At 36.3% G+C, this 19,624-nt stretch carries 19 protein-coding genes; 10 read left to right on the plus strand and 9 right to left on the minus strand.

Annotated features, from left to right (window positions below):
* Positions 1-56 precede the first annotated feature (56 nt).
* Complete coding sequence (locus ACVWY7_RS17125) at positions 57-575, plus strand: YehS family protein (protein WP_001251739.1); 519 nt, start codon at positions 57-59, stop codon at positions 573-575.
* Positions 576-669: 94 nt separating this feature from the next.
* On the plus strand, positions 670-1,377 hold the full coding sequence (locus ACVWY7_RS17130; protein ID WP_062921459.1) for a M48 family metallopeptidase: 708 nt from the start codon (positions 670-672) through the stop codon (positions 1,375-1,377).
* 281 nt (positions 1,378-1,658) lie between these two features.
* On the opposite strand, the gene ACVWY7_RS17135 is transcribed toward ACVWY7_RS17130, so the two are convergent.
* Entirely contained in the window at positions 1,659-2,354 is a 696-nt protein-coding gene (locus tag ACVWY7_RS17135) for an N-acetyltransferase (RefSeq protein ID WP_073523231.1), read from the minus strand.
* A gap of 14 nt (positions 2,355-2,368) precedes the next feature.
* On the minus strand, positions 2,369-3,478 hold the full coding sequence (locus ACVWY7_RS17140) for a mandelate racemase/muconate lactonizing enzyme family protein (protein ID WP_105989366.1): 1,110 nt from the start codon (positions 3,476-3,478) through the stop codon (positions 2,369-2,371).
* A gap of 92 nt (positions 3,479-3,570) precedes the next feature.
* Between ACVWY7_RS17140 and ACVWY7_RS17145 the strand changes: the two genes are divergently transcribed.
* Positions 3,571-4,842, plus strand: coding sequence for a transcriptional regulator (locus ACVWY7_RS17145; protein WP_105989367.1), 1,272 nt, complete (start codon positions 3,571-3,573; stop codon positions 4,840-4,842).
* Here ACVWY7_RS17145 and nhaC read toward each other — a convergent pair.
* Positions 4,831-6,252 (minus strand): Na+/H+ antiporter NhaC, encoded by a 1,422-nt coding sequence (gene nhaC / locus ACVWY7_RS17150; RefSeq protein ID WP_456523871.1) that lies wholly within the window; start codon positions 6,250-6,252, stop codon positions 4,831-4,833. The two genes, ACVWY7_RS17145 and nhaC, sit on opposite strands and share 12 nt — an antisense overlap.
* Before the next feature lie 279 nt (positions 6,253-6,531).
* Between nhaC and ACVWY7_RS17155 the strand changes: the two genes are divergently transcribed.
* Both ACVWY7_RS17155 and ACVWY7_RS17160 read left to right on the plus strand, forming a co-directional pair.
* Positions 6,532-7,647 carry a M20 peptidase aminoacylase family protein gene (locus ACVWY7_RS17155; protein ID WP_456523872.1) on the plus strand — a complete coding sequence of 372 codons (1,116 nt, stop codon included), beginning with the start codon at positions 6,532-6,534 and terminating at the stop codon, positions 7,645-7,647.
* A 151-nt stretch (positions 7,648-7,798) separates the two neighbouring features.
* A complete protein-coding gene (locus ACVWY7_RS17160) occupies positions 7,799-8,407 on the plus strand; it encodes an SAM-dependent methyltransferase (protein ID WP_073523225.1) in 609 nt (202 codons plus the stop codon).
* A 46-nt stretch (positions 8,408-8,453) separates the two neighbouring features.
* Here ACVWY7_RS17160 and ahpF read toward each other — a convergent pair whose 3' ends face one another.
* Positions 8,454-9,980 (minus strand): alkyl hydroperoxide reductase subunit F, encoded by a 1,527-nt coding sequence (ahpF, locus tag ACVWY7_RS17165; protein WP_000599486.1) that lies wholly within the window; start codon positions 9,978-9,980, stop codon positions 8,454-8,456.
* Positions 9,981-9,994: 14 nt separating this feature from the next.
* Positions 9,995-10,558: an alkyl hydroperoxide reductase subunit C gene (gene ahpC / locus ACVWY7_RS17170; protein ID WP_000924422.1), complete on the minus strand. Its 564-nt coding sequence runs from the start codon at positions 10,556-10,558 to the stop codon at positions 9,995-9,997.
* A 590-nt stretch (positions 10,559-11,148) separates the two neighbouring features.
* Here ahpC and mtnK point away from each other — a divergent pair.
* The 3 genes from mtnK to ACVWY7_RS17185 are packed head-to-tail and all read left to right on the plus strand — an operon-like array spanning position 11,149 to position 14,130.
* Complete coding sequence (gene mtnK / locus ACVWY7_RS17175; protein ID WP_000033239.1) at positions 11,149-12,378, plus strand: S-methyl-5-thioribose kinase; 1,230 nt, start codon at positions 11,149-11,151, stop codon at positions 12,376-12,378.
* Between the two features lie 9 nt (positions 12,379-12,387).
* Positions 12,388-13,434, plus strand: a complete 1,047-nt coding sequence (mtnA, locus tag ACVWY7_RS17180; protein WP_151301978.1) for an S-methyl-5-thioribose-1-phosphate isomerase — start codon at positions 12,388-12,390, stop codon at positions 13,432-13,434.
* Positions 13,435-13,488: 54 nt separating this feature from the next.
* Positions 13,489-14,130, plus strand: coding sequence for an L-fuculose-phosphate aldolase (locus tag ACVWY7_RS17185; protein ID WP_000926543.1), 642 nt, complete (start codon positions 13,489-13,491; stop codon positions 14,128-14,130).
* A 40-nt stretch (positions 14,131-14,170) separates the two neighbouring features.
* On the opposite strand, the gene ACVWY7_RS17190 is transcribed toward ACVWY7_RS17185, so the two are convergent.
* The 3 genes from ACVWY7_RS17190 to ACVWY7_RS17200 are packed head-to-tail and all read right to left on the minus strand — an operon-like array spanning position 14,171 to position 17,181.
* A complete protein-coding gene (locus tag ACVWY7_RS17190) occupies positions 14,171-15,178 on the minus strand; it encodes a FecCD family ABC transporter permease (protein WP_000613091.1) in 1,008 nt (335 codons plus the stop codon).
* A complete protein-coding gene (locus ACVWY7_RS17195; protein WP_000823046.1) occupies positions 15,175-16,215 on the minus strand; it encodes a FecCD family ABC transporter permease in 1,041 nt (346 codons plus the stop codon). Before ACVWY7_RS17195 ends, ACVWY7_RS17190 begins: the two co-directional genes overlap by 4 nt.
* 48 nt (positions 16,216-16,263) lie before the next feature.
* Complete coding sequence (locus ACVWY7_RS17200) at positions 16,264-17,181, minus strand: iron-hydroxamate ABC transporter substrate-binding protein (RefSeq protein WP_000732576.1); 918 nt, start codon at positions 17,179-17,181, stop codon at positions 16,264-16,266.
* 332 nt (positions 17,182-17,513) lie between these two features.
* On the opposite strand from ACVWY7_RS17200, the gene ACVWY7_RS17205 reads away from it, so the two are divergent.
* Complete coding sequence (locus ACVWY7_RS17205) at positions 17,514-18,563, plus strand: NAD(P)/FAD-dependent oxidoreductase (RefSeq protein WP_001078283.1); 1,050 nt, start codon at positions 17,514-17,516, stop codon at positions 18,561-18,563.
* A gap of 196 nt (positions 18,564-18,759) precedes the next feature.
* Here the strand turns inward: ACVWY7_RS17205 and ACVWY7_RS17210 are convergent, their stop codons facing one another.
* Positions 18,760-19,128 carry a hypothetical protein gene (locus tag ACVWY7_RS17210; protein ID WP_000235482.1) on the minus strand — a complete coding sequence of 123 codons (369 nt, stop codon included), beginning with the start codon at positions 19,126-19,128 and terminating at the stop codon, positions 18,760-18,762.
* 181 nt (positions 19,129-19,309) lie between these two features.
* On the opposite strand from ACVWY7_RS17210, the gene ACVWY7_RS17215 reads away from it, so the two are divergent.
* Entirely contained in the window at positions 19,310-19,549 is a 240-nt protein-coding gene (locus ACVWY7_RS17215; protein ID WP_000993176.1) for a helix-turn-helix domain-containing protein, read from the plus strand.
* The last annotated feature ends 75 nt before the right edge of the window (positions 19,550-19,624 follow it).

Here is a 19,624-nt window from a genome sequence, read left to right on the forward strand (position 1 = left end):
TAAACTGTATTACAAATAAAAAGTTAAAAATAATCAACATTTCAGGAGGAAAAACAATGGCAATGAGCAACAACGATATATTAAAAAGAGTAAGATACGCTTTAGATATAAGAGATATAGATATGGTAGAAATCTTTAAACTTGGTGGTATGGAAGTAACGAAAGAAGACGTAGTTGATATGCTTACAAAAATAAAGAGAGCACCTCAGTACGAACCTGAAAACCCTGATGTGGAAGAAGATGAGTACGTAAAAACATGCGATATGATGATGTTAGAGGCGTTTTTCAATGGATTTATTACTTTAAAAAGAGGGAAGCAAGATCCGAAACCTGGACAACCGGCACCTGTACAAAGCAAAGAGAGTGCGAATAACCTTCTTCTAAAGAAAATGAAAATCGCACTTTCATTAACGAGTGAAGATGTACTTGATATATTAGATAGCGTAGGCGTTAAGGTGACAAAAGGAGAACTAGGCGCTTTATTAAGAAAAAAAGGCCATAAAAATTACAAAGAGTGCGGCGATAGATACGCAAGGAATTTCATTAAAGGATTAGCTGTAAAGTATAGAGGATAATGATTCCGTTAAAGCGGTAAATGATATAATAGGTAGAGTAGGGTGTTCGTATCCTACTCTTTTTCATTTGTAAAATAATACGTTAGGTGATGAAATGGTACATACTTATTTAGGTGAGACAATTAATTTTCATATAACTTATAAAAAGAAAAAATCGGTGCGTCTTTTTGTGGATTCTTACGGAAATGTGGAAGTACAGGCGCCGAAAGGGACACCTGTTGAATACTTAATCCAGTTGCTAGAAGAGAAGTGGGATTGGATTCAGACAACACGTAAGGAAATGGCGGAGCGAGCGCGTGGACCACAGGAAAAGGATTATGATCAAGGAGAAGGCTTTTTGTATTTAGGAAATACGTATCCGATACAAATTTCTCAAGACGCAAACATTACGCAAGACAATGCAGTGTTTGAAAAGGATAAGCTACATATTTATGTGAAAGAGCTTAAAGATGAGAAAATACAGCAAGCTTTAAAACGATTTTACTATAAGCAGTGTAAGTCATTAGTAGAGAAGAGTATTAAAGCGCATCAAAGTAACTTTAAAACAAAACCACGTTCTATTCGTATTACAGATAGTAGTCGCACGTGGGGTACTTGTGATTCGAATTTACAACTAACATTCAATTGGAAGCTAGCGATGGCACCACAGCGAGTAATTGATTATGTAGTTGTTCATGAAATGTGTCATATGGTTCATTTAAATCATGATCGCTCCTTCTGGCGTCTTGTCGGGAAGATCATGCCTGATTATAAGGAAATGGAGAACTGGTTAGCATTATCTAGTTGGAAGATGACGGTTTAATGTTACGCTTTGTATAGGGTGCGATTATTGTCAATTTTTGTCGGTAAGTCGATATATTTCAAAAATCGCTGATATATTTGGAGTTGCGCCGATATATTTTGGAAATCGCTGATATATTTGGAGTTGCGCCGATATATTTTGGAAATCGCTGATATATTTGGAGTTGCGCCGATATATTTCAAAAATCGCTGATATATTTGAAGTTGCAATCGATATGTTCAATGAAGAGAAAGCAAAAGGAGATGTCACAGCAGACATCTCCTTTTTTTCTGGCGTAGCAATTATCGCCCAAACTTCACAACAAAATCTTCATCCACTTTCTCCATCTTATACCCACGATACCCTTCCGAAAGTAACGCCTGTTGTCCACCAGCATTGTTCATCGGAACGCTTTTAATATCCGTCCAATCCCTTTCATTGTCCTCACGCAATTCCTTCACAAAAACATACCGCATACTACCACCATACTTCTCCTTCAGCGCAGCAATTTTCATCCCTTGTGCGAACTTATCCTTTAAACTCGGAATGTTAAAAGGAGCAACGGTGCAGCAAACGTAGTCGTATTTGCTATCTTCTTTTTGTAATTCATCCATGATGACTGTCGCTAATATTTTTTGCATTCCATTGCCTCGGCAGTTCGGATGAACATTTGAAATTTCTTGATAGATGACGCGGTGCAGTTCACTTTCTGGTAAGCCGATATCAAGTCCTAAATGTTCATCGTCGATAGGAGGGACGAGTAGGGCACGAAATGCGATGAGTTCGTTTTCGATAAAAGCACCGATCATCATGCCATTTCCTTCTAGAATGTATTGAAATTCTTCTTGTGAAAGTGGTTGTAAACGGCTTTTATCTTCTAGTGCTTCAACTACGACGTTTTGTAGTGATAAGATTTGTTCGATGTAATCTAGTGATAGTAAAGTAACGTGAAACTGCTTGTTATTTTGTTTTAATGTTCCCTCGTATAGTACCGTCATGAATGAGTCCTCCTTTAGCGTACAACGTCTTGAAAGACGGTTAATTCCTGTAGTGTATCTTCATTTATTTCGATACCTAGTCCTGGCTGTTCGTTTAAGCGAATAAATGGTACGTCGTAATGTAAGTTTCCGATGTCCTTCGTGAATTTTAATGGACCTGTAAGTTCAACGCTCGTAATAATTTTTTTCGAAAAAGCGACATGGAATCCCGCGGAAGAGGCAACGGATGATTCGACCATGGATCCAACTTGGCATTCAATGCCTGCCATTTCTGCTTGATGAGCGAGTTTTACAGCGGGATATATGCCGCCGCATTTCATTAGTTTTATGTTTACTTTATCAGCCGCGTCTACTTTAATAATTTGGCGCATTTCACGAGAGCCTTTTAATCCTTCATCAATCATAAGTGGAAGGTCTGTTTTCGAACGAATGTGAGCCATTGCGTCAATATCGTCTGCGATGACAGGCTGTTCAATCCAGTCGATGTTTACATGTCCTAATGAACGAAGTGCTGTTAATGTGTTTGCACTATTTTTCCATCCTTGGTTTACATCAACACGAATTGCGATGTCATTTCCTACACGCTCACGTACTGCTTCAATTCGTTTTACATCTTCTTTTACATTTGTACCGACTTTCATTTTGAAAGATTGGTAACCTTTCTGAATCATAGAGGCAGCTTCTTCGGCCATTTCTTCTGGATCTGCGATACTTAATACGTGAGTGATAGGAAATTCTTCATGGTATCGTCCGCCAATTAATTGATATACAGGTTGATTTAATTTTTTACCCATTATATCAAAACAAGCAATATCAATCGCAGCTTTCGCTGTTGGAACACCGTAAATTGTATTGTCCATCATATCGTGTATTTTTTCTATATTCATTGGATTTTGTCCGATTAGTGCAGGTGCTAGCGTATGCTTTAAAATATGGAAAGTACTTTCCCATGATTCACCTGTGACGTGATCATCAGCAACGCCTTCACCGTAACCGATAATACCTTCGTCTGTTTCCATTTTGACGATAATAGAAGGCATATCAGAATAAGAACCATAACTAATAACAAACGGATCGCGAAGCGGTAAACGAATTGCGTAAAGGTGAATAGCTGTAATTTTCATTAGGTAGAGACCCCTTCCTGTTTACAATAGTTTTATACATTTGATATAGTTGACGTTAAATAGTCGTTAATTAATGATAAGGAGTTAGAGAAATGATGATAAAAATTGCAGTTGTCGGTTCAAAAGAGTTTATGGAGACACTTTTACCTATCGCTCATAAACTAGAAGAAATAGAAATTGATCCATATGTTTACCTTCATCCGGCAGAATCTTCTGAACTATTAAAGCGTTTAAAGCCTTGTGATTTCATCTTTTTCTCAGGTGCTTTACCTTATTATATGGCAAAAGAAATAAGAGAACAATTACGAATTCCAAGTACGTACTTACAGCAAGACGAGACGACCGTGGCATCTTCCATTCTTTCTGTCATGTATCACCAAAGGGTTCAACCACATAAAATTTCAATTGATTTAGTAGACCGCTCATTCATTATAAATGTATTCCATGATATTGGCATAAAAGAAAGTCCACAAGTGTTTGATTATGAAAATATGCTGTGGAGTAAAGATGAAATAAATAGAGTTATTGATTTTCATGTAGCTAAATATCAATCTGGAGAAGCTCATTTAGCTTTAACTAGTATTCACGCTGTCTATGATGAACTTCAAAAAATAGGTATTCCTTCAGAACGTATGATAGATCCGAAGCAATCCATTATACATGGGTTAAAAGATGCAAAAATAAAAGCTGAGTTAGCAAGAAGCCATTCAGCTACTGTTGGTGCTTGTATTATTTCTTCTTTAGAATTACGAGATGGTTTGCTCAAGCAATTAGATGTCATTTCAAAAGAACTACGTGGTTCATTTAAAACAATTGATGAAATGACGTTCATTTTGTATACGACTCGTGGTGATATTGAATCCATTATAAAAACAAATATAATAAATAATTTATTTGCGAGTATAGAAGGAATGATAGCTATTGGATTTGGTTACGGAAAAACTGTGAAAGAAGCGGAGCAAAATGCTAAAATCGCCCAAGGTTTCGCGAAGAATAATCCAATAGACCACTGTTTTTATATACTAACAAGTGATAAAGAACTATTTGGTCCGTTCCCGAAAGAACAGAGAGTACAAAGTTTGAAGAATGACAATCCAGAACTAATGAAAATAGCGAAGGAAACGAAACTTAGCCCAGCAAATTTATCAAAAATTATTCGATTTAGTCAATCACATCCGTCATTAAAGTTTACAGCAGCAGATCTTTCTGAATACTTACAAGTGACTCGGCGATCAACAGAAAGGTTATTAAAGAAACTAGTTGATTATGGGTATGTTCATATTTGCGGCGAGGAAATGCCTTATCAACAAGGGCGTCCTCGCGCAATATATGAACTGAATTTACCGTTATCTTTAAGCTTCTAATTGAGCGTTTTGTTTTTTTAGTAGTTCCGCTTTTTCAATGTCAGATAGTTTCGTAATTGTGAGACCAGTTATACCGTAAATGATCGAGATAATAGGTACGATGAAATTCAATATAGCATAAGGAGCATATTCGAATGCACCTACGCCGAGTGTTGCGAGTATAAATACGCCGCATGTATTCCAAGGTACGAAAACAGAAGTTAATGTTCCGCCATCTTCTAATGCTCTGGATAAATTTTTAGAATGTAGTCCTTTTTCTGTGTATGCATTCGCGTACATTCTTGAAGGAACAACAATCGAAATATATTGTTCAGAGCAAGTAAGGTTTGTTGCAAAACATGAAGCGATAGTAGAAGCGATAAGTCCCTTTGCTGATTTCGCTAACTTTAAAATTTGATTTACAATGGAACGAAGAATACCTGTATGTTCTAGTACTCCTCCGAAAGTCATAGCGACAATTGTCATAGAGACTGTATTCATCATCGAATCTAAGCCACCACGGTTAAATAGCTCGTCTACTAGCTTGTTTCCAGTGTCTATAACAAATCCAGCTTGGAGTGCACCGACAGATGCTGAGACAGAACCACCTTGAATAAAGACTTGTGATAAAAACCCTAAAATAATACCTACAAGAATAGCTGGTATAGCAGGAACTTTTTTAGCAACCAATACCATAACGACTACAGGTATGATTAATAGGAAAGGTGAGATAACAAAATTTTGTTGCAATACTTGTAATGTTTGCTCGATACTTTTTGCATCGATATTGTTAGCGCCGAAGCTTCTTCCTAAGAAGGCATAAACGATAAGAGTAATAATTAAACCTGGTATTGTAGTAAATAACATATGACGAATATGTGTGAATAAATCTGTATTTGTTAATCCCGCGGCTAAGTTTGTTGTGTCTGAAAGCGGTGACATTTTATCGCCGAAATAAGAACCGGAAATGATAGCACCGGCAACCATCGGAGCTGGGATTCCCATACTTAGGCCAATACCCATTCCTGCAACACCAATTGTTCCCATTGTAGACCAAGAGCTACCAATAGCTAATGCAACAATAGAACAAATAATTGTAATTGAAACTAAAAATAGTGATGGTGTTAAAAGATTTAAACCGTAATAAATCATTGTTGCGACAATTCCACCACCAATCCAGGCACCGATCGTTAAACCTACTAGAATAATGATAACGATAGCCGGTAATGCGAGGCGAATGCCTTTATACATTGCTTCTTCAATGTCGTTCCATTTGTAACCGTAACGCCAAGCGACGATAGAAGCAACAGTTGTACCGATAATAAGTGGGACGTGAGGGCTCTGTTTTAATACAACAATTGTAACCATCATAACTGCAACTGTAATGATAATAGGGATCATTGCTACACCAAAAGGTATTTCTTTTTCCATAAATTTCCTCCTGTTATGTATGTTCGTTTGTATTTTTAGAATTGTCGTAAAATAGACGCTATTAAGTTATAATAACTAAAAAACGATACAAGCGTCAATAAAAAACAGAAAATAAGGAATGTTCTATCGATATAAAGTGAATGGAAATAAGTTGTAGATTATATTTGAAAATAAATAATTGACTTTTTTCTTAAAATTCAATATGTTCATAAAAACATCTGTTTTTCATAAGTATAATTAACCTGAATGGTTTTGGAATGTGGGAAGGAGAATGTAGCTTTGAAAACATTAGAACTACAAGAACGTTTAACTGAAATTTTTCAGCATTTACATGAAAACCCTGAAGTGAGTTGGAAAGAGTATGAAACGACAGCGTATATTACTAACTTTTTAAAAGAAGAAGGAATTTCATATAAAATATTTGATGATTGTCCAGGCGTGATCGCAGAAATCGGAAGCGGAACCCCAGTTATTGCGATTCGTGCCGATATGGATGCATTATGGCAAGAAGTAGACGGAGAATATAAAGCGAACCATTCATGTGGTCATGATGCACATATGACAATTGTGATGGGGCTTATTTTACAATTGAAAAATATGAGATGGGATAGTGGAACGGTTAGATTTATTTTCCAGCCGGCAGAAGAAAAGGGAAATGGCTCTTTAAAGATGGTAGAGAAGGGTGCTGTGGATGATGCTGACTTCTTGTTTGGTGTTCATTTAAGACCAATTGAAGAACTGCCTTTGAAACAAGCTGCCCCGTCTATTCGTCACGGAGCGGCAGGATTTTTAGAAGGAACAATTCATGGAGACGATGCACACGGGGCACGCCCGCATCAAGGGATAAATGCAATTGATGTCATTTCTATGATTAATATCGGTTTGAAAAATATATGGCTACCACCGCAAAGTTCCTATTCAGTGAAGATGACGAGGTGCCAAGCGGGTGGAGATAATTTAAATATTATTCCGGGGAACGGTCATTTTAGCTTAGATGTAAGAGCGGAGAATAATACACTATTAGAAGAGTTAAAGAAAAGGATAGAGCATGTCATAGAATCAGCTGCATCAATGGGGTCGAAAACTTCATATGAGTGGATTGATCTCGCGCCAGGAGCTGAAGTTTCAGAAGAAGCTGAACGATTTATGCGTAAAGGTATTCTTGAAGTGTATGGGGAAGATAAATGTACAGGACCACTTTATACGACAGGAAGCGATGATTTCCATTACTACACAGTGAAGAGACCATATTTAAAAGCTGTCATGCTTGGATTAGGAGCAGACCTACAACCTGGATTACACCATCCGTATATGAAGTTCGATCATAGTTGTATTATGGATGGGGTGGAAATATTGAAACAAACTGTATTGAAAGTATTAGAGGACAGGGGCTAGATAGCTCCTGTTTTTTTGTAGTAATTTGTTGTTAAGTCGATATATTGAAAAAATCGTTCATATAATTTCACGTACCTATTAATTTGATGAAAAATCCTTCTCCAGTACATGGTGTATAATAAGAAGTACCATTTCTTAATAGGAGAAAAAAATGAACGAACAATATTATGATGCAGTTTTAAATATAAAAACAGTAGGTGAACAAAAAGGGTTTAACAAGTCTATGCACTATCACCGTTATGAACCGACGCCATATAGTGGATTAGATGAGTTACTGAATCAATATGAAATAAAAAGTAGTGACCGAGTTGTAGATTTTGGGTGCGGAAAAGGACGATTAAACTTTTATATGCATCATAAGTGTGGTGCTTCAGCGGTTGGAATTGAAATGAATGAAGAGTTTTATAAAGAAGCGTTGGATAATCTTGATCGTTATGCTCGAAAGATAAGAAACAGTAAAGATAAAATTGGGTTTGAATGTTGTTTAGCGCAGGAATATGAGATTGATCCATGTGATAACCGATTTTATTTCTTTAATCCATTTTCTGTCCAAGTGTTTATGAATGTAGTAAATAACATTTTGCTTTCGGTAGAAGAAACTGGGAGAGAAGTGGATATTATTTTATACTATCCTTCTGAAGATTATATTTTCTTCTTGGAGAATCAGACTACGTTTGAGCTGAAGAGGGAAGTGAGATTGTCTGGGGCTTATGAGAAGAATGGGAATGAGAGGTTTTTAGTGTATACATTAGGATTATAAAAAAGCAGGTGCCAAGGCACCTGCTTTTTTTACTCACGTCTATATATTAGTTACGGATTAAGTAATCAAATGCACCTAAAGCTGCGTTTGCACCTGAACCCATAGAGATGATGATTTGTTTGTACGGATTATTTGTACAGTCACCTGCAGCAAACACTCCTGGTACGTTTGTAGCGCCGTGCTTGTCTGTTACGATTTCACCGCGAACGCGTTCAACTGTTTCGCCTAACCAGTCTGTGTTTGGAACAAGACCGATTTGTACGAATACACCTTGTAATTCAACGTGATGAACTTCTTCAGTTTCACGATCGATGTAAGAAATACCGTTTACTTTATCAGTACCAGTAATTTCTTTCGTTTGAACGTTTTTCAGAACAGTTACGTTTGGTAAGCTGTTAAGACGTTCTTGTAATACAGCATCAGCTTTTAATTCTGGCATGAATTCAAGAACAGTTACGTGCTTAACAATACCTGCTAAGTCGATAGCTGCTTCAATACCAGAGTTACCGCCGCCGATAACTGCTACGTCTTTTCCAGTGAATAATGGACCGTCACAGTGTGGGCAGTATGCTACACCTTTATTTTTGAACTCAGCTTCACCTGGTACGCCAACGTTACGCCAGCGAGCACCTGTTGAAACGATTACGCTCTTACTTTTCAGAATAGCGCCGTTTTCAAGTTCCACTTCAATAAGTTCTTTTTTCTCTAAACGTTTTGCACGTTGTAGATTCATTACATCGATGTCATATTCTTTTACGTGCTCTTCAAGGCTTGCTACTAGCTTAGGACCTTCAGTGCGTTTTACGCTGATGAAGTTCTCAATGCCCATAGTATCCATTACTTGACCACCGAAGCGCTCAGCAACGATACCAGTGCGGATGCCTTTACGTGCTGCATAAATTGCTGCACTTGCACCAGCAGGGCCGCCACCAACAACAAGAACATCGTATGGATCTTTATCAGAAAGCTCTGATGCATCTGGACCGTTACCCATTTTAGCTAAAATTTCTTCCAGTGTCATACGACCGCTGCCGAAAGATTCGCCGTTTAGGAAAACTGTTGGTACTGCCATGATGTCTTTGCTTTCTACTTCCTCTTTGAATGCAGCGCCATCAATCATAGTATGTGTAATACCAGAGTTAAGAACGCTCATTACGTTAAGAGCTTGTACAACATCAGGACAGTTATGACAACTTAGGCTGATATAAGATTCAAAATGATATTCGCCTTGAATGTTTTTAATTTGATCGATTAATTTTTGTTCAACTTTTGGAGCGCGTCCACTTACTTGTAATAAAGCTAACACTAGTGATGTAAATTCGTGTCCTAATGGAATACCAGCGAATACGACACCAGTGTCTTCACCAGGGCGATTTACGCTAAAGCTTGGTGTTCTCTCTAGTTCAACTTTTTCTACTGTGATCTTAGAAGACATAGTAGATAACTCATCAACTAAAGCTAACATGTCTTTAGATACTGCATCGTCTCCTGCGCTTACTTTAAGTAAAATATCGTTCTCCATTAACTGAAGGTATTGGGATAGTTGTGTTTTTATATCTGCATCTAGTATCATTTTGATCGAACTCCTTAGATTTTGCCTACAAGGTCAAGGCTTGGTTTAAGTGTAGCAGAACCCTCTTGCCATTTAGCTGGGCAAACTTCACCTGGGTTGTTACGTACGTATTGAGCCGCTTTAATTTTGTTAACAAGAATGCTTGCGTCACGGCCAATACCGTCAGCATTGATTTCCATAGATTGGATAACGCCGTCTGGATCGATGATGAATGTACCACGAGCAGCAAGACCTTCTTCTTCCATTAAAACGTTGAAGTTTGTAGTGATTGTGCGAGTTGGGTCACCAATCATGATGTACTCGATTTTACCGATAGTTTCTGAGCTATCATGCCATGCTTTGTGAGTGAAGTGAGTGTCTGTAGATACAGAGTATACTTCAACGCCTAACTCTTTAAGAGTTGCATATTGGTTTTGTAAGTCTTCAAGTTCAGTTGGGCAAACGAATGTGAAGTCAGCTGGGTAGAAACAAACTACACTCCATTTTCCTTTTAAACTTTCGTCAGTAACTTGGATAAATTCTCCATTATGGTAAGCATTAGCTTTAAACGGTTTTACTTCTGTGCCGATTAATAACATATTAAAATTCCTCCTAAATGTTGGTTTTGAGCATCAAAAAATAGTTTGCTCATAAAATATATTTTTTAATTAACTATAATAATTCTAATTCGATATTAATTATCATATAGAAGTGGTTATTTTGTCAAGCGAATAAACGAACTTTATATCAATTTAATTAATATTTATTCTCAATTAAGGATAATAGGGAATGGAAAGGTAATTTTAAGTTTATAAATTTTCAATGAGTGCTTGAAAGAGTAGTGTGTATGTTAGACATATGATGTAAGTATAAATTCTTAGGAAGGAAATATTTCTTAGAAGTTTTCTTTTTGAAAAGGAACTGCTTATTTCTATTTTACAAAGAATTGTGTGATAAATAAAATAAAATGAATTAGAATCTTTTTGAACAATTTTTGTCCTCTCAAACATATAATTAGGAAGTATATTGTAATAATAATTAGAAACATTGACTCAAAGTGCTAACAAGATATAATAAAATCTAGATATACATTTCGAAAAGAAGAACATATATTATAGGATGAAAGATTTAATTCTATTATTTTTTATAGCTTTTAGAAAACGCTTACAATTAGTGTGGAGGGGAAACCATGTCTAAGTTCACGAAGTATTTTTTAATGGAAGCTAACGATGTGATTGTATATGTGAAAGAGAAATTATGTAAGTTTGAGGATGCAAAGGGGTTACAGTGTAAAGAAATAGGCGATGGTAATTTAAATTATGTATTCCGCGTTTGGGATGAAAAGAAGAACATTTCTGTCATTGTAAAGCAAGCAGGGGATACAGCTCGTATTTCAGATGAGTTTAAGTTATCGACGAATCGTATTCGTATTGAATCAGATGTTTTGCAGTTAGAGGAAGAGTTAGCACCTGGACTTGTTCCGAAGGTGTATTTGTTTGATAGTGTGATGAATTGTTGCGTAATGGAGGACTTATCGGATCACACAATATTACGTACAGCACTTATAAATCATGAAATATTTCCGAGGCTTGCGGATGATTTAACGACCTTTTTGGTAAATACGCTCTTATTAACATCGGATGTTGTAATGAATCATAAAGAGAAGAAGGAACTTGTGAAGAATTATATAAATCCTGAGTTATGTGAGATTACAGAAGACCTCGTATACGCTGAGCCATTTACAAATCATAATAAGCGTAATGAGTTATTTCCGTTAAATGAAGGGTGGATTAGAGAACATATTTATAGTGATAAAGAGCTTCGTATAGAAGTAGCAAAACTTAAGTTTTCTTTTATGACGAATGCACAGGCGCTTATTCACGGTGATTTGCATACTGGTTCTGTTTTTGTAAAAAATGCTTCCACAAAGGTAATTGATCCTGAGTTTGCCTTTTATGGACCAATGGGCTATGACATTGGGAATGTAATGGCGAATTTAATGTTTGCTTGGGTGAATGCAGATGCGACAATGTCAGCTGGAGCCGAGAAAGATACGTATATGGATTGGTTACAATCGACAATGGTAGAGGTAATTGATCTATTTAAGAAGAAGTTTTTAGATGCTTGGAATATTCATGTGACAGAGATTATGGCGAAAGAAGAAGGCTTTAACGAAATCTATTTACAATCTGTATTAGAGGATACAGCTGCAGTGACAGGCCTTGAGTTAATTCGTCGTATTGTTGGACTAGCGAAAGTAAAAGATATTACTTGTATTGAGAATAAGGAAGCACGTGCTAGAGCGGAACGCATTTGTCTTCAAGTAGCAAAGAAATTTATTTTACGAGCGAATCAATATAAAACAGGTACAAGCTTTGTAGAAACGTTAAAAGAACAGTCAATGCACTATGCGAAGTAAGGGGAGAAGATGATGGAAGAGCAATTAATACCAATTCAGTGGAAAGAGGATGCTTTAGTTTTATTAGATCAAACATTATTACCGAATGAAGTTGTCTATGAATCTTTCAATACAGCTGAAGGTGTGTGGGATGCCATTCAAGTAATGAAAGTACGAGGAGCGCCAGCGATTGGTGTTTCAGCAGCTTATGGTGTGTATTTAGGGATAAAGGAATTTGTTGAAAGTACGGAAGCTGAATTTATTGATGGAGTAAAAAGGGTATGTGCATATTTGGCCACATCAAGACCGACAGCAGTAAACTTATTTTGGGCACTTGAAAGAATGGAAAGTGTAGCGACAGATCATACTCATCTATCAATCACACAGTTGAAAGATAGATTACTAGAAGAGGCAAAAGAGATTCATAGGGAAGATGAAGAAATTAACCGTCAAATTGGAGAACATGCATTAACGTTATTCCATGATGGAATGGGAGTATTAACACATTGTAATGCGGGTGCGTTAGCGACGACTAAGTATGGTACTGCGACAGCTCCAATGTACTTAGCGAAAGAAAAAGGATGGGACTTAAAAATCTATTCCGATGAAACGCGCCCTAGATTACAAGGTTCAACGTTAACAGCATTAGAATTGCAGCGAGCGGGAATTGATGTGACTGTCATTACGGATAATATGGCAGCTATGGTTATGTCACAAGGGAAGATTGATGCGGTAATCGTTGGATGCGACCGTGTGGCAGCAAATGGTGATGTAGCAAATAAAATTGGGACATTAGGCGTATCTATTTTAGCGAAATACTACAACATTCCGTTTTATGTAGCAGCACCAACACCGACAATTGACTTAAAAACACCGACAGGAAAAGAAATTCCGATTGAGGAAAGAGATGCTTCTGAAGTAATTAATCGTTTCGGACAGTATTCTGCTCCGAAAGAAAGTAAAGTATATAATCCAGCATTTGATGTCACGCCACATGAAAATGTAACAGCGATTATTACGGAAAAAGGGATTGTAAAAGCACCGTTTACGGAGAATTTAAAAAAGCTATTTCAATAAGTAGATAGAGTTAAAAAGTCAGTCATCATAAGCTTCATACTTAGGGGGATGTATATGTTATTACAAAAAGAGAGAGAAGAAATTGTAGCGTATGGAAAGAAAATGATTTCTAGCGGTTTAACAAAGGGGACAGGCGGTAATATTAGTATTTTCAATCGCGAGCAAGGTTTTGTTGCCATTAGCCCAAGTGGTTTAGATTATTATGAAACAAAGCCTGAAGATGTAGTTATATTAAACTTAGATGGTGAAGTAGTAGAGGGAGAGAGAAAACCATCAAGCGAACTCGATATGCACCTTATTTATTATAGAAATCGTGAAGATATAAATGCGCTTGTGCATACACATTCTCCTTATGCGAAGACGATTGCATCATTAGGATGGGAACTGCCCGCAGTATCATATTTAATTGCTTTCGCAGGCCCGAATGTTCGCTGTGCACCGTATGAAACATTTGGTACGAAGCAATTAGCAGAGGCTGCTTTCGAAGGAATGATCGATCGTCGTGCTGTTTTACTTGCGAACCACGGTTTAATTGCGGGTGCAAATCATATAAAAATGGCATTTACCGTTGCAGAAGAAATTGAGTTTTGTGCGCAAATTTATTATCAAACGAAAAGCATTGGGGAACCGAAGCTATTGCCAGAAGACGAGATGGAGAATTTGGCGAAGAAGTTTGAAGGGTATGGACAGCAGTAGAATAAAAACACCCTCAAGAAAAGATCTTGAGGGTGTTTCTTTACGCTTTTTTAAGCAACAAATACATAAAGTAAGGAGCACCAATTAAAGCAACAACAATACCTGCTGGGATACCGTTAGGTTCAACGATATTTCGTCCAATTGTGTCTGCTAGTAGCAATAGCCATCCACCGATTAAAAGGGCGATAGGCATGAAGATTTGATGCCTTGGACCTACTAAAGATTTCGCGATATGAGGAGCCATCAGTCCGATAAAGCTAATTCCTCCTGTTACAGAAACAGCGGCAGCAGCAAGTGCAACGGCTGCAACTAATAAATATCTACGCTCTTTTTCAATTTCAATTCCAACGCCAATTGCGACTGGTTCGTTTAATGCTAAAATGTTTAATCGATTTGCTTTATAGAAAACAAATGGAATTAATACGATTAACCATGGGAGCATTGCGAAAATGAAGATCCAATCGTCTCCCCAAATGTTCCCTGCAATCCATTTTGAAATAAAGTCTACTTTCATGCGATCTGCGGATGAAATAAGGACAATCATCATTCCAGATAGTGCAAAGGCAAAACCGATACCGGTTAATGTTAATCGTACCGGCTGAAGTCCACTTGATTTACTATATGAAAATACGTAAATGAGAACAGCTGTCAGAAATGCCCCGATAAATCCAACGACAGGTAGTAAGTAAAGAAATGAACCTACATCTATTGGAAAGTATAAAAAGAAAATAGCAACAGCAACACCGGCCCCAGAGTTGATACCGAGAATACCAGGTTCAGCTAAATCATTTCGGGTAATTCCTTGCAGAATAGCTCCTGATAAAGCGAGAGCCATACCAGCTAATAATGTAATGATAATTCTAGGTAGCCTTAAAGAGTATAAAACAAACTCCTCTTTAAAAGTTCCTTGGCCCATTAATGTTGGGAGTAGCCGATCATAAGATAAAGATGCTGAACCGAGCCCCATTCCAATTACAATGGTTGTAATGGTTAGTATAAGTAAAGCGAGTATGATAAGACGTTGTTTTCTTAGAATAGATGGTATCATGAGAACGTTTTTCCTCCTTTACGTACAATGAATAGGAAGAATGGTAATCCTACAATTGCGACAATAGCGGCAACTGGTGTTTCGTACGGAGCGTTAATCGTACGTCCGATTGTATCTGCAAGTAGCATAAAGGAAGCCCCGGCAATTGCTGACATCGGTATAACAAATCGGTAATCTGGCCCGACAATTGGGCGTACCATGTGAGGTACCATTAAACCGATAAATGCCATATTTCCGACAAGTGCTACAGAAGCACCTGCAAGTAAGATAATAATGATAAATAGAATGGTTTTAATAACAATAATTTTTTGACCGAGTCCAATAGCTACTTCTTCACTGAAACTAAGAACTGTCAACTTTTTGGCTAGTAAGATAGCGATAAAGATACTAATTGAAATGACTGGAATAATAACTTTCAATTGGCTCCAAGTAGTTCCAATTACGCCTCCAGCAGTCCAAAGTGATACATCTTGTGAAATTTTGAAATAAATGCCGACTCCTTCTGAAATTGCGAGTAGAAATGCTGAAACTGCAGCACCAGCTAATACAATTCGAAGAGGGGAGAGACCGCCTTTTTTCACCATACCAATTCCAAATACCATAATTGCACCAACTGCAGCACCGATAAAGCAAGCTAATGTTAAGTAAAGATAGCTTATGGAAGGGTTGAAAGCAAGTGTTAGTGCAAGCGCAGCATTTGCTCCACCAGATAGCCCGAGTAATCCAGGATCAGCAAGTGGATTTCGTGTTAATCCTTGCATAATTGCTCCAGAAACAGCAAGTCCAGCTCCTACAAAAATAGCAGCAACTTCACGTGGCAAACGTATTTCGCGAATAATAGATATTTTGTCCCCTTTAGCGGAGGAAGTGAGTGCTAACCATACGTCTTTTATTGAAGTATCTGCAGCACCTAATACCATTGCCACCATAAAAATAAGAAAGAATGCAATTATGCTTAAAATTAATTTGTATGTAAAAGCTATAGAACGCGTATTGTCATGTTCTTTTGTCATTCGTTTCACATCTTTTCTTTTCATAGAATAAAGGAAGAGGAATTCTTAAATTAAGAATTCCTCATGTTTGTATTATTTACCAAGAAAGTTCTTCTTGAAGAAGTCTAGTTGGAAATCTAATGTAAGTGGATCATTGAAATAGAATTCCATCATGTTTGCTTCGTATACACGATTATTTTTTACTGCTGGGATGTTTTTATATGATTCTGTCTCTTGGAATGAGTTATCAGTATCTTTGTTTTTACTTACGATTAAGTAATCACCAGCAAACTCAGGTAATACCTCAGTAGATAATGCGTAATAACCTTCTTTTAATGCTTTTTCTTTTACTTTTTCAGGCATTTTTAATTTCATTTCTTGGTACAGAATTTCTGTTCCACGGCCCCAGTTCTCGCCGTATACATAAAGCTGTTTGTTGAAGTTTTCTACAACAGAAACTGTTGCATCTTCACCGATTTTTGCTTTAATTTCTTTACCAGCGTCTTGTGCACGTTTCTTGAAGTCATCAACCCAAGTTTTTGCTTCTTTTTCTTTGTTTAATAACTTACCGATTTCTAAATGCTGTGTTAAGTAATCAACTTTTCCGTAAGTGTATGTTACAGTAGGAGCGATTTTCTTTAACTTATCAACATTTTTAATATTAGATAAACCAATGATTAAATCTGGATTTAGTTCAGCAATTTTTTCAACATTTTCATCTGATACTTCAGCAACATCTTTAAGTTTGCTATCAAAACGTGGGTTTTGTTTAGACCATGAATCTACCCCAACAAGATTTACACCTAATGACATTACGTTACCAGCGAATGATGATAGAACAACAACGCGTTTTGGATTTGCAGGAACTTCTACTTTACCATTTTCAGATTGGTATGTAATTGTTTCTGATTTACTACCTTTTGCATCGTTCTTTTTGTCTGTAGAGCCATTGCTACAAGCACTCATAACAAGAACGAAAAGAACTGTTAGTGAAATAAATAACTTTTTCATCGTCTTTCTCCTTTAACATAGATGATATGTGTATACGATAATTTGTTTAACTGCAATCTGTTTGAATGAGTAGTGGTAATGCAAAATATTTATTAAAAATCTTGAATGTGAGATTTTATAATATAGTATTAACCATATTAATGAAAGAAGATGTAATCTCAAATTTGCTAATTATTAACAAAATGATAATGATTATCACTATTGATTCTTTAAATAATATAATTTTATATAGGTGTATTGTCAATAGTAATTTTGATTGTAAATTTTGCGGAAACAGGTTATATTTTATTGAGAATGATAATCAATGATTAGTAGCTGAGGAGTGAGCACGAATGAATCGAGAAGAATTGTTTGATGTAACTGTGATAGGCGGAGGACCTGCAGGGCTTTATTCAGCTTTTTATAGTGGACTCAGAGAAATGAAAACAAAAATAATAGAATTTCAACCACAGCTAGGTGGAAAAATACATGTTTATCCAGAGAAGATGATTTGGGATGTAGGTGGGCTATTGCCAGTTACAGGTGATAAATTAATTGAGCAACTTGTACAGCAAGGGCTAACATTTAAGCCAGAAGTGGTGTTAGATACAAAAGTAGAATCGATTATTCGCAATGAAGATGGTACTTTTACGCTAAAAACAAGCAATGGCGCGGAACATTTTTCAAAAACAGTTATTGTTGCAACTGGAAGTGGTATATTGAAACCACAAAAGTTATCAATTGAAGGCGCTGAGCGATTTGAAGTATCGAATTTGAATTATACAGTGAAATCTTTAAAACGTTTCAAAGGTAAGACGGTTATTATTTCCGGCGGAGGAAATTCTGCTGTTGATTGGGCAAATGAATTAGAACCAATCGCGAAAAAAGTGTATGTAACGTATAGGAAAGAAGAGTTATCTGGTCATGAAGCACAAGTGAAGCAATTATTGAATAGCTCAGCGGAGTGTTTCTTTAATACCTCTATTACAAAATTAATTGCTGGTGATAATCATGAAGCGATTGAATATGTAGAATTAACGAATCACGAGACGGGTGAAGTTTCTCATTTACCTATTGATGAAGTTATTATTAATCATGGATATGAACGTGACATTACATTATTAGAAAATAGTGAGTTAGACGTTGCGATTATAGATAATTATTATATTGCAGGTAATGCAAATAGTGAATCTTCAGTAGACGGATTATATGCTGCTGGAGATATTTTAAAGCATGAAGGAAAATTACACTTAATTGCGGGAGCATTCCAAGATGCTGGAAATGCTGTAAATAAAGCGAAACAATTTATTCAACCAGATGCAAGTGAGTATGGAATGGTTTCTTCGCATAATGAAGTATTTAAGAAGAGAAATCGTGAATTGATTAAGCAGATGATGAAATAATAAAGGAACAAGTATACCCCCATTTACTTCTCTATTCGAATGACGAGAGAGGTAAATGGGGGTTTTCCTGTTTACTATATTTTCAATCATTATAATGACACCGGTTTCATCAGTTCATGTGACATGAACGTTTTTATTTGTAAATCTTCCTGGAAAACAATGAATCTATGTTTTGCTGACGCAGAACAGTATTAAATTACGCTGTTCCTTTAGCTCGTTCTTTAGGGAATGGCATATTTAATATAGAAGCAATGTACTGTTTTCCATGCATTCGAGCTAATGATTCTAATATTTGGCGAACACGTTTTGTAAGATGACCTTGTTTTTTTATTTCCTCACAATATGCGTCATAGAAAACGTATTTAGCCCAAAGGAAATCATCTTGTTGGAATAAGAAATGATTTTTGTACCATTCCCCAATTGTATGGTAACAATTGTTTTCTTGTATTGCTGCGCTTTGAGAAAGAATACGATCAGATAAAGATGTAGTTAAATGAGAAATTGTGTTTTCTGTTTCAACTTGTAATGTTTTTTCTAACATTGTAATGATGTGACGAGTAGCCATATGTTAACTCTCCTTTGTGTAAATGGGTAATACCATTCTATATTTAAAAAATTCTTACTATATACTATTATACAATATATGGAATGCATCTACCTGCTTTTTAGGTTGCATTTACAAAATCTTTTTTATTTGTTTACAAAAATAAAGTAAGATACAGTATATAGGAAAAAATAATAAAGGAATGAATGCGTTGTATATAACAGTAGAAGAAGCTGCGGAGTATTTGAATTTACCAAAGTCATATATTGAAGAGCTAATTCAGCAAAAGAAAATTCGTGCACTATTTGATGGAGAGCAATATTTATTAAATAAAGAACAATTCAATACACATTTAGAACAAATGGAGAAATATAAGCAATTAGTGGAAGAAATATTGAACGAACCAATTCCGGAAGATATGGATGTTAAAGATGAAGATTAACTATGGGAAATCCCTTATGAAGATATGCAGAAATGTACCTTCATAAGGGATTTTTTTGTTTAAAGATATCAAAAG

It is taken from the genome of Bacillus sp. TE9106W, from assembly GCF_054062215.1.